Annotated in this window: 9 protein-coding genes; 2 read left to right on the plus strand and 7 right to left on the minus strand. The window is 62.9% G+C overall.

Annotation, left to right across the window (positions count from 1 at the left end):
* Positions 1-194 precede the first annotated feature (194 nt).
* The 7 genes from HX817_RS30985 to HX817_RS31015 form a co-directional block, all read right to left on the minus strand.
* Positions 195-575, minus strand: a complete 381-nt coding sequence (locus HX817_RS30985; RefSeq protein WP_177042394.1) for a hypothetical protein — start codon at positions 573-575, stop codon at positions 195-197.
* A gap of 14 nt (positions 576-589) precedes the next feature.
* Entirely contained in the window at positions 590-1,870 is a 1,281-nt protein-coding gene (locus tag HX817_RS30990; RefSeq protein ID WP_177042396.1) for a type II and III secretion system protein family protein, read from the minus strand.
* On the minus strand, positions 1,867-4,005 hold the full coding sequence (gene sctV / locus HX817_RS30995) for a type III secretion system export apparatus subunit SctV (RefSeq protein WP_134326974.1): 2,139 nt from the start codon (positions 4,003-4,005) through the stop codon (positions 1,867-1,869). The genes HX817_RS30990 and sctV overlap by 4 nt, the downstream gene beginning before the upstream one ends.
* Complete coding sequence (locus HX817_RS31000; RefSeq protein WP_087694813.1) at positions 4,002-4,337, minus strand: lipopolysaccharide assembly protein LapB; 336 nt, start codon at positions 4,335-4,337, stop codon at positions 4,002-4,004. The genes sctV and HX817_RS31000 overlap by 4 nt, the downstream gene beginning before the upstream one ends.
* On the minus strand, positions 4,337-4,693 hold the full coding sequence (locus HX817_RS31005) for a hypothetical protein (protein WP_003207269.1): 357 nt from the start codon (positions 4,691-4,693) through the stop codon (positions 4,337-4,339). The genes HX817_RS31000 and HX817_RS31005 overlap by 1 nt, the downstream gene beginning before the upstream one ends.
* A gap of 28 nt (positions 4,694-4,721) precedes the next feature.
* Positions 4,722-5,615, minus strand: a complete 894-nt coding sequence (locus HX817_RS31010; protein ID WP_177042398.1) for an FHA domain-containing protein — start codon at positions 5,613-5,615, stop codon at positions 4,722-4,724.
* 115 nt (positions 5,616-5,730) lie between these two features.
* Entirely contained in the window at positions 5,731-5,892 is a 162-nt protein-coding gene (locus HX817_RS31015; protein ID WP_003207273.1) for a hypothetical protein, read from the minus strand.
* 563 nt (positions 5,893-6,455) lie between these two features.
* On the opposite strand from HX817_RS31015, the gene HX817_RS31020 reads away from it, so the two are divergent.
* Together HX817_RS31020 and HX817_RS31025 are read left to right on the plus strand one after the other, a co-directional pair.
* A complete protein-coding gene (locus HX817_RS31020; RefSeq protein WP_102369496.1) occupies positions 6,456-9,674 on the plus strand; it encodes a type III effector HrpK domain-containing protein in 3,219 nt (1,072 codons plus the stop codon).
* A 72-nt stretch (positions 9,675-9,746) separates the two neighbouring features.
* A complete protein-coding gene (locus HX817_RS31025; protein ID WP_003207276.1) occupies positions 9,747-10,199 on the plus strand; it encodes a winged helix-turn-helix domain-containing protein in 453 nt (150 codons plus the stop codon).
* Positions 10,200-10,321: the final 122 nt, after the last annotated feature.

The following is a 10,321-nucleotide window of genomic DNA, read 5'->3' on the forward strand; positions in this document are numbered from 1 at the left end:
GAACCCTAAGTGGCCGTTACCGCAGGAATGGATATGTACGCGGTAAGCTTCAAGATCCCGGTCGCCTACCAGTCCGCTTTCGCGAGCAAGCCCGCTCCCACATTTGGATGGTGGTGTTACAGATGGATCTGCTGGGCCTGGAATACCGCTATCGCAGGCAAGCCAGCTCCCACAGAGGACATGTGAACGCAGGGTCATTGCTGTGCTCCCGGAGCGCCAGCCTTGGCCTCTTGCTGAGCCTGACGCCGCTGCAACTGCTCCCGATCAAACCCCTCGATATACACCTGCGCCGCCCGCCCAACCGGCGCCGCCATCGCAGGCCCCGTCGCCCGCCCCTGATTCAAATCCTGGCGCTGCTCCACCATCTGCATCAAATTCAGATTGTTGGCGCAGCCCAACGGCAAGATCGCCTTGAAATCCTCGTCCAGCCCAATCTCATCCTTGGCCGGCGGCTGCTGGCACTGGCTTGGTACCCCGTCCGCCTGATACTGCGGCGAGTAATACACCGGCGCCAGATGCGTCTTGCAGCCCACCACCAACAGGGGCAAACACATCAACAAACGCGAAACTTTCATGCCATGCCCCCTCATCAATTCATGTAGAAACCAAACGCCCCACCACTGCGCGGCCCCGCCGCTGCGGCGGTCGCAGGCTGCGCATCCAGCGGCGTGGCCAGGGTGCGACTGCGCACCGGCTCCACCAGGTACGGCGTGATCAAAATCACCAATTCGGTTTCATTGCGCTGAAAACGCTTGGAGCGAAACAGGTTGCCCAGGATCGGCAAGTCCCCCAGCAACGGCAGCTTCTCGATGTCCTGGCTGCTCTCACGCTGGAACAAACCGGCAATCGCAAACGTCTGCCCGCTGCCCACTTCCACCCGCGTATCGGCGCGGCGCACGCTGAACGACGGCACATGGAAATTGCCAAAATCCACCGTGCCGCCACTCACCACACTGCTGACCTCAGGGCGCACTTGCAGGGCGATACGGCCGTTGGGCAGCAGCGTCGGGTTGAACAGCAGCGACACGCCGAACGACTTGTATTCGATCCCCACCAGGTCCCGATTCACCGGCACCGGGATCGCCACTTCGCCGCCCGCCAGGAAGCTCGCGGTTTGCCCGGTCATGGCGGTGATGTTCGGCTCGGCCAGGATTTGCAGGATCCCGTTGGCCTGCAACGCGTCGAGCATGCCGTCGATATTGGTATTGCCGGAGCCACTGCCCGCCGCCGCCAGGCCACCGGCGGTGGCGGCTGCCAGCGGTCCGCCGGTGATCAGGCCAAAGGAGAACGTGCCGTTGCTGAACATGGCGTTCCAGTTAACCCCGTAATGCAGCAGTTCCGAGCGGGACACTTCAGCGAAGCGCACACGCAAGTTGACCTGGGCTGCACCGGCGTACTCAGTGGTGTTGACCGCGCTCTGGAAGCCCTGGCCCTGTGGGTTGAGCAAGGCATTCAAATCCGTCGCTTCTCCAACCGAACGCACCGTGCCCCTGGCGATCAATCGGTTACCGGCACCGCTGATCTGCGCGCCATTGCCGGGATGCAATTCCTGCATCGGCGCGGTCACTGCCTGGGTCGCGCTACTGACCGCCAGGCTCAGGCTGGCAAGCTGTTTGCCGTCGCTGCCAAGGGCAATCAGGCTGGTATTGCCCGGCGCCTTGCCGAAGATATAGATCACCCCGGGCGACACCACTTGCAGGTCGGCAATCCCCGGCTCGGCCACCAGTACCGACTCCACCGGGGCCACAAAATACAGGATCCGGCCTTCACCGGAGGCCAGGTTGATAGCCCCCTGGGCACCGTTGGCGATGTCCTGGGCACTGCAGAAAAACGAGGTCAACGTCAGCAACAGCAGACAAAAACGGATCATGAGGCAGACGCCAGGGAAGTGACGGAAGCCGCGGCAGGTGCACGGCGGTTGGAGATATCGGTAAGGCTGATGGTCACCAGCGCTTGCAGGTTGTATTCGGTGGCCAGTTCGCGAAACGACAACACCGCCAGCTCCAGTTCACCGCGCAGCACCAGGCGCCGCAGGCTGCGGCGCAGTTCCGGGTGCACCAGCAATACCGCACTGTTGGCTTCAGTGGTTTTGTCGCAGGCCTGGCGCAGTTGGGCGAGCAACGCGCGGTTGACTTCCTCGGGGATCACTTCACGGCTGGGCTCCTGGCGACGCAGGGACGCACGCAACTGGTCTTCCAATCCCGGCGCCAGCACCAGGGCGCCAATCACCCGATTGCGGTCGGCGTACTGATGGCTGATCTGCCGCGCCAACCCTGCACGCAGGTGTTCGGCCAGGCGGCCGGCATCGGTTTCCCGGGCGCCCCACTCCACCATGGCTTCGAGCAAGGCCCGCTGATTGCGGATCGACACGCCCTCTCCCACCAGCAGGCGCAGGGTCTCGGCCACCCGCTGCAACGGCACCAGGCGCAGGGCTTCCTTGACCAGTTCGCCGTAGGTGGCTTCGGTGCGTTCGAGCAGCAGGCGGGTTTCCTGGATGCCGAGGAAGTCCGCGGCATAGCGGCGCAGGCTGCGTTCCAGCACACCACGCAGGACTTCGTCCGGCAGCAGGAAACCGATGCCGGCGCTGCGCAGTGCGTCTTCGTGCTGACGCTCGATCCAGTGCGCGGCACGACCGTTGAGGGGCGAATCGGCTTGCAGGGTGGCGATGTCCAGCAACTGCACATGCACCGGATCGTCCTGCAACAGCAGGCAGTTGATCGGCATCTCGCCTTCGCTGACGGGTACGCCTTCCAGTGACACGCGGTAGCTGCCCGGCGTGGCCTTGGCGTCCATGTGAATGCCCGGCACCGGCATATCGACGCCGAGGTCGCTGCGAATGTCGTGACACAGCGCTTCGATGCGTTGGCTCAGTAGCTGGCGCGGGGCGCTGAGGGCCAACGCACTGCCGAGGGTCAGCAATACCCGAGTGTCGGGGGCCACGCCATAATCCTGCTCGGCCTGCACTTCAACCACCGGTTCCAAGGTCTCGACCAGCGCTTCAGGCTCTACCTGGTTTTCACGGGTATGACGACGGTACATCACGAAGGCCGCACCACCGAACACCAGCGACAACCCGAGGAACACCCAGGTCGGAAAGCCCGGTATCACGCTGACGCCGACCATGATCAGTGCGGTCAAACCGAGGGCGCGGTAGCTGGCACCCAACTGCTTGAGAATCTCGCTGCCGAGGTCACCCGCTTCGCCGTCGCTGTTGACCCGCGTCACCACAGTGCCCGCCGCTACCGAGATCAGCAGCGCCGGGATCTGTGCGATCAAACCGTCGCCCACGGTCAGCAGCGAATAGGTGTGCACCGCCGCGCCGAAGGCCATGTCGCGCTCGATCATGCCGATCAGCATGCCGCCCAGCAGGTTGACCGCGAGGATCACCAACCCGGCAATCGCATCGCCCTTGACGAACTTCATCGCCCCGTCCATCGCGCCGAACATCTGGCTCTCGCGCTCCAGGCGTGAGCGCCGGCGGCGGGCTTCGGCCTGGTCGATATCGCCGTTGCGCAGGTCGTTGTCGATGCTCATCTGTTTGCCGGGCATCGCATCCAGGGTGAAGCGCGCCGCCACTTCCGCGACCCGCTCGGCGCCCTTGGTGATCACCACGAACTGCGCCACGGTGATGATCAGGAACACCACCATGCCCACCACCACCTGGCCGGCAATCACGAAGTCACCGAAGGCCTTGACGATATGGCCGGCGTCGCCGTGCAGCAGAATCAAGCGGGTGGTGGTGATCGAAAGCGACAGGCGAAACAGGGTGCTGAGCAGGATCAGCGGCGGCAGCGCGGAGAATTCCACCGAGTGGCCGATGTAGAACGCCACGATCAGGATCAGGATGCTCAGGGCGATGTTCAGGCCGATCAGCATGTCCACCAGGTAGGTAGGCAGCGGGATGATCATCATCACGATCGCCATCAGCATGAACGCGACGATGATCACGTCGGTACGCTGGGCGGCCATGCGCGCGATGCCGTTCAGGCGATTGAGCAGGTTCATGGCGCGGCTCTCCTTGCAGCGAGGTAGCGTTTGAAGCACTGGCGCGCCTCGTCCTTGCGTTCGCCGTACCACAGCGCCCGGGCACGCAGCAGCAACAGGCTGGCAGACTCACCCTCCAGCGCGACCAGCCGATCCAGGGCCGCGAGTGCGCGGGTGAAGTCGCCGCTGTCGGTGAACGCCAGCACCAGCGAGCGCAACAGTTGGCCATCGTCGGGCGCGACACTCACGGCAATCAGCAACATCACCAGCGCGCGCTGGGACTGGCCGTTGCGCCGGTACAGCTCGCCAATGCCCTTGAGCAATTGCACCGCGTCGTCGTTGTCCCGGGGCATCAGGCCTGGACCTCCGAGCGTTGTTGTTCGAGGGTGCGGCGCATCTCGATTTCCTCGCTGATCAGGTCGTGGGCCAATGCCTTGATCTGCGGCTCGGCGTCGAGATTCGGCAACAGGTGCTGCATCACGTGTTCCAGCAGTTCCAGGGAACGTGCGCTGCCGAACAGCAGCGAGTCGACGCCGGCGGCGCTGGTGAGTTCTTCCAGGTCACTGCGCAGGGAGCGGCGGGACTGGACCTTGCGGGTTTTCAGCAACGCTTCGAAAGCCGTGGCCTGACGCGAGTTGACCGGGCGGATCGCCTCGACCGGCGCGCTGCGCACGTCACTGGGAATCAACGGACGGGGTTCGACTTTCATCCCGGGGCCTTAGCTGAAAAAAGCAGCGTCATAGGGTGAAGGTGAAGCGTTCTTCGCCACGGGCGAGGATCACCTGGTTGTTCTCGATGCGCTCCAGTACCCAGTTGTCCGCCAGGGCCGCGCCGGGGTACAGGCGCTTGCCGCTGTCATTGATCACATAGGGGTTGGCGCCGAACCACACGGCTTGAAAGCGCACCCTTGGCCGGGCCGCATCTGCACGCACGGCGACCCGCGGGTTGAGCACGATCTGCTGGCCGTAACGCTGGTCGAAGGCTTGTTGCAGGGCGACCCATTGAGGCTTTTGCGCGCGCTCAAAGGAGCCGACGGCGTTGAGTTGGCCATCGATGTCGTTGACCTTCACGGCGTCCAGGTGGGCGGCCTGCAATTGCCCTTCGAACCAGGCCTTGGCCTCGGCACGGGAAGGCTTGGCTGCGGTTGTTTCGGCAACCGGCATTACGCTTTGCGCTTGCGGTGGATCGTTGCGAAATGCCAGGGCGCCGGCGCATACAAAGAGCAACGCGGTGGCGATGATCCAGGGCGTTAATGTGCGTGTCGTCGCAGGCGTTTTTTCAGGGCTGCCCGGCAGCGCCAGGCTCACACCCGCCGTGCCGATACGCAGTTGCAGCGGCAGCCGCGCGCGATGGCCGCTGCCTTGGGGAATACGGATATCGCCGGCAGTGCCGGTGATCAGTACATCGCCGCCGAGGGCCTCGACGGCCACCTGGGCCCCTTCAAAACGCAGGCGCAGGTGCAACTCGGCAATCCCGGGATCGCTGAGCTGGAGGTCGGCCGCCAGGGCGGCGCCAAGGGTGTAGACCGGCTGGTCGAGCATCAGGGAACTGCCCTGGTGCAAACCGTGGGTCACAAGCAGGGTCGGCGCGCCGTTCGCGGCGGGCAGGCCCAGGGAAATCAAGGCTGTCATGGTTGGGTTTGCCCCCTTGAGAATCACAGGCCGCAACGACGCCTGTGCCGATCAACAACGGTGCAACGGGGTAAGGCAGGTATACGGGCAGCGCCGGCGCTGCCCGCATGGCGAATCAGTTCTGCGGACGCTGTTTGGTGGCGTCGAGCTCTGCTTTTTTCGCGGTGCTGATCTCGGTGATCTTGGCCGACTTCTCGATGGCCATGTTGAAAGTTGCTTCCATCTTCGCGATAGCGTCGTCGGCGCCGCCTGCACTTACTGGTGGAGTAGTAGCCATGTTCAATCTCCTTGCATCGATAGGGAAGTTAAGCCGCATGCAAACCGAAACAAACTCCCAGCGTCAGACAGTGAGTTGGCCATGCAGCCGTCGGTTTGCATGGGAACCATACTACTCACGAACAAAACGCCTTCGCTGTGAAAGCTTGTGAAACGTTCATGGCAGGTGCTGTGAAAAATCCGGCTCAACATGCCGTTGAGAAAATCTCATCGCCGCGCGGGCGTGGAACTTTTGTTAAAAAACCAATACACGACAAGACCCAATGTTTACAGGGGCACAACCTGAAAAACGAACCCACTCGAACAATTTACGAGCCCGTTACCCCTGGGTAAAAACGTTGATCACTCAACAATTCCAGAAAATAAACACGACAACTTCACACTTTTAACTAATAGCCATTTGCCCAACTTTGCAGATATTTCCATTTGTAACAAAACCGACTTGATCATCGCGTTTGATAGCTCGGCGCGGGTTAACCCAATAACACTTCGCAACTTTCGCCCGCCCCAGTTAGTGCACTTGCACTAAATATCGACTGATATAAAACAACTTCCAGGTGATCTATGACTGCGATCCCGAATGGCCTTGACCCTGCCGACAACAAGGGCCCGGATGGCTCCCGGAGCACGTTCGAAAAAGCCCTGTTCACCGCCGTCGACAAGCCGGTATTCGACCCCTCGAAAATCCGCGGGCCGTCCATTCCGCTGCCGTACCAGAACGTGCAGGCACCGGTGAACAACAGCATCACCTACACCCCGCTGGGCAGCGACAAACCGGTGACCCTCAAGCAGATCGACAACCCCAGGCTGTTTGAGCAATTGGTCAACCAGTACAACGCACAGCAAAGCGACGCGACCCTTGAGAAGAATCTGGCCGACAGCAAAGGCGCCGGCTACAAGGAGGCCGACGCCAGCACCGTGGCGCCTGGCCTGGGCAACTACAAGGCGATCGGCAGTACCACCGAATTGGGCCCGGGACTGATCCGCTACGAGACCAGTGCCGGCGACAAAATCGTGGTCAGCCAGAAGGAAACACCCGCGCTGTTCGCCCAGGTCAGCGGCGACTCGGCCAAGCTCTTTGCGATCAATGCCAGCCAGGCCGAGGGCTACCGCCTGGCCGGCCCCACGGAAACCATGGACCCGGCAGCGAATATCGGCCCGCCCGAAGAAGTCGGCCCGGGCCTGATTCGCTATACCACGGCGTCGGGCGACAAGGTGATCGTGTCCCAGGACATCACCCCCGCGCTGTACGACCAGGTGGCCAAACTGTATGCCGGCAGCACCGGCGCGGCGGGCGCCTCGGACACGTCCTGGATCGACACCTCATCGTTTGGCGTATCGGGTGCCAAGGACTGGGACACCATCACCGGCAACACCAGCGGCACGCCGACCAAGGAAGAACTCGACCTGAACCGGCCCAAGGCGGCCGCGCAATTGCTCTCGCAAAACTGGGACGCCTGGGGCCTGCATGGCGCGCCGATCGACTTCGCCAACCCGCCCACGACACTCCCCCCCGAGGCCCAGGCCGTACTCAAGTACGTGGCCAGCAGCCCGAGCCTGATGGCCGCGCTGGATACCGGCGGGCGTGGCAAGGCCGACAATGTGATCACCCATTCCGATGTCGACCATTTCATCGACAACGCCGGCAAGGACCTCGGCGCCGCGTCGAAATCCTATGGCAGTTTCCTCGGCAGCAAACCCGGTGACCTGGCCAAGGCGAATGCCAAGTCGGCGGCAATCCTGATGGCCAACGAGAGCCTGGCCGCTGGCGCAGGTCCGGCGATGCGCCCCGGTGACGCCAACCAGCGCAGCAACGACGGCATGCTGCGCAGCGACAACCTGCAAGCATTGGGCAGCGATTCGGCCCTGAGCACCGAGCTGACCGGCGCGGCGGCCATGTGGTCCAGACCCGGGATGTTCCACGCCCTGGAAACCGGCGGCGACAACCCCGCCACCGGCAAGTCGGACGGCATCGGCACCCGCGACAACATCGGCGCCTGGCTCGAAAAACAGGCACCGAAAACCGACAGCGACACCCTGACCTTCCTCGACGGTGCCGCCACTCGTGATGCCGTCGCCGGCGTCGACACCTCGGGCCTGACCGCCGACATCCTGGCCAACCCGCAGAACTACAGCGGCGAACAGAAAGCCGCGGTGCTGGTGCAGTTGACCGATGCACAAACCCGCCTGCTGGTCAGCGACTACGTGCCCCACGCCGGGTTGATGGACAAGTACACCTCGCCCCACTACGGCCTGAACCCCAACGAAGACAAAATCAAGGCACAGCTGCAAAGCGGCATCGAAACCCTCTCGGCCGACCCGGACGTGCAAGGCTTCCTGCAAAACAATCGCGGCCCGGCACTGGCCGACATCGTCGACAGCAACCCGGCGATGAAAGTCGCGATGCAGAACTACTACACCGACGACATCGAGACCGGCAAAAACCTCACCGACAATCTCAACGCCAAGGACCAGAACGGCAAGCAGATCGACATGGGCATGGGCCTGCAAAACGCGGCCAACGATACGACCATCGCCAACCTGGCGCTGGGGGGCAACGGTCATGTGGACCTGACCGGCATCGCCGACAAGGCCGGGCAAAGCGACAACATCCAGCAGTACTACAAAAACCAACTGGTGACCGGCAAGGCCTTTACCGACGCGGTGGCCGGAGGCATGGACCCCACCGTGGCGGCCAGCAGCTTCGCCGCCAGCACGGCCTCGGCCCAGGCCTTCCTCGGCGACAAGGCCTCGGCGGATGACGCCGCCACCTTGCAGGTGAATTTCAACGAAGCCCTTGGCGACGCCCTGCTCGGCGGCGCCACCACCGACACCCTGAACATCACCCTGGGGGACGGCAAGGGCAACTTCGACGAAGCCAAGGTCACTGCCGCGATCAACGACGCCCAGCAAAAAGATCCAGAGATGTTCGTCACCTCGGATGGCGGCAAGATCGACCCGGCGCAAGTGGTGTCGATGCTGCGTTCGGTATGGGACATCGGGCGCCAGGGCAACAAGATCGCCGACGCACTGCCCAAGGCCATCGAAGGCATGAAGTTCGGCGACGTCAGCCCGGCATTCAAGCAAGGCCTGCTGCACATCGGCAGTGCGGTGTTGATGAGCGGCGTGCTGATGGCCCGTTCGGCCAGCGGCAGCAACACGCCGGTGGCGGACGCGAACCGGGTATCCGCCGGGCTGCAATTTGCCGGGCTGTTGATGGAGGGCGGCACCAAATACGCCAAGGAAGCGGGTTACGGTATCACCTGGGTCAACCGCCCGGATGGCGGCACCATTGGTGATTTCCCCGGCAAGGTACCGGTGGGCAAAGGCCCGTTGAGCCCGCAGCAAATCGCCAACCTCGGCGCGGCCGGCAAGATCATTGGCTCGGCGGGCGGGATTATCGGCGGTGTGATCGGGGTGATTGGCGGTGTCGACTCGTTGAAAAAAGGCGACTACCTGAGCGGCAGTTTCTCGGTTGCCACCGGCGTGTTGGGTACGGGTGCGGCGGTGGCCGGGTTGGTGGAAGCCGGGGCCGGGTTGTACGGGGCCACGGAAATCGGCGCGGTGGCCGGGACCATCAGCGGGATCCTCGGCGGGGCAACGGCGATCCTTGGCGGGATCGGCAGCGCGTTCCTGCCCTTCGCCCTGGCTGATGCCCATGGCAAGGCGCAGGACGCGTTCTATGGCCAGCTTGCGCCGGTGCTCAAGCAATACGGTTTGACTGGCGGGCCTACGGAGCCGGGTGATTATCCTGAAGACCCGATCCCGGCGATCAACACCTGACCTTCCCTTGCAGCCTTGCGCGAAGGGAGCCGCGCGAGGTTGTGTTTTTGAACATGCACAAAGGTTAATCACATGACGTATTCACACCGCGGCCACCTTGAAGACAGCGCTATTGAAATCCACTTTGGCCCTTATCAACTGCTGCCCCGACGTCATCTGCTGCTGAAAAACGGTGAGCCGGTGAGCCTGGGCAGTCGGGCCCTGACGTTGCTGATTGCCCTCGCTTCGCGGCCTGGTGAGCTGTTGGAGAAGACCCAATTGCTGGACATCGCCTGGCCACGGTTGGTGGTGGAAGAGTGCAACCTGCGGGCGCAGATCAAGGCGATCCGCCGGGCGTTGGGGGATGATGATTCGGTGTATATCGCGACGGCGACGGGCCAGGGGTATCGGTTTGTTGCGCCGACCTGGGTGGAGCGTGGGGCGCAGAAAAAGCCGGTGGTGTTGGGGGTTTATAGCTGTCGCCGCTGTTTGGGGGGTGAGGTGAAGCCGGTGCTCGGCGTGCGGCAGGAGAGGCTTAACAGTTGAGGGGGATTTGGATCGGGGGCATATCCATTATTTGGGTGATGGCTTATATCGGTTCCGCTCTTACAGCGGCTCACTTTTGAAAAGCGCAAAAGTAAGCAAAACGCTCTTGCCCCACCACTCGG

The organism is Pseudomonas sp. C6002, from assembly GCF_013385805.1.
Classification (GTDB): Bacteria; Pseudomonadota; Gammaproteobacteria; order Pseudomonadales; family Pseudomonadaceae; genus Aquipseudomonas.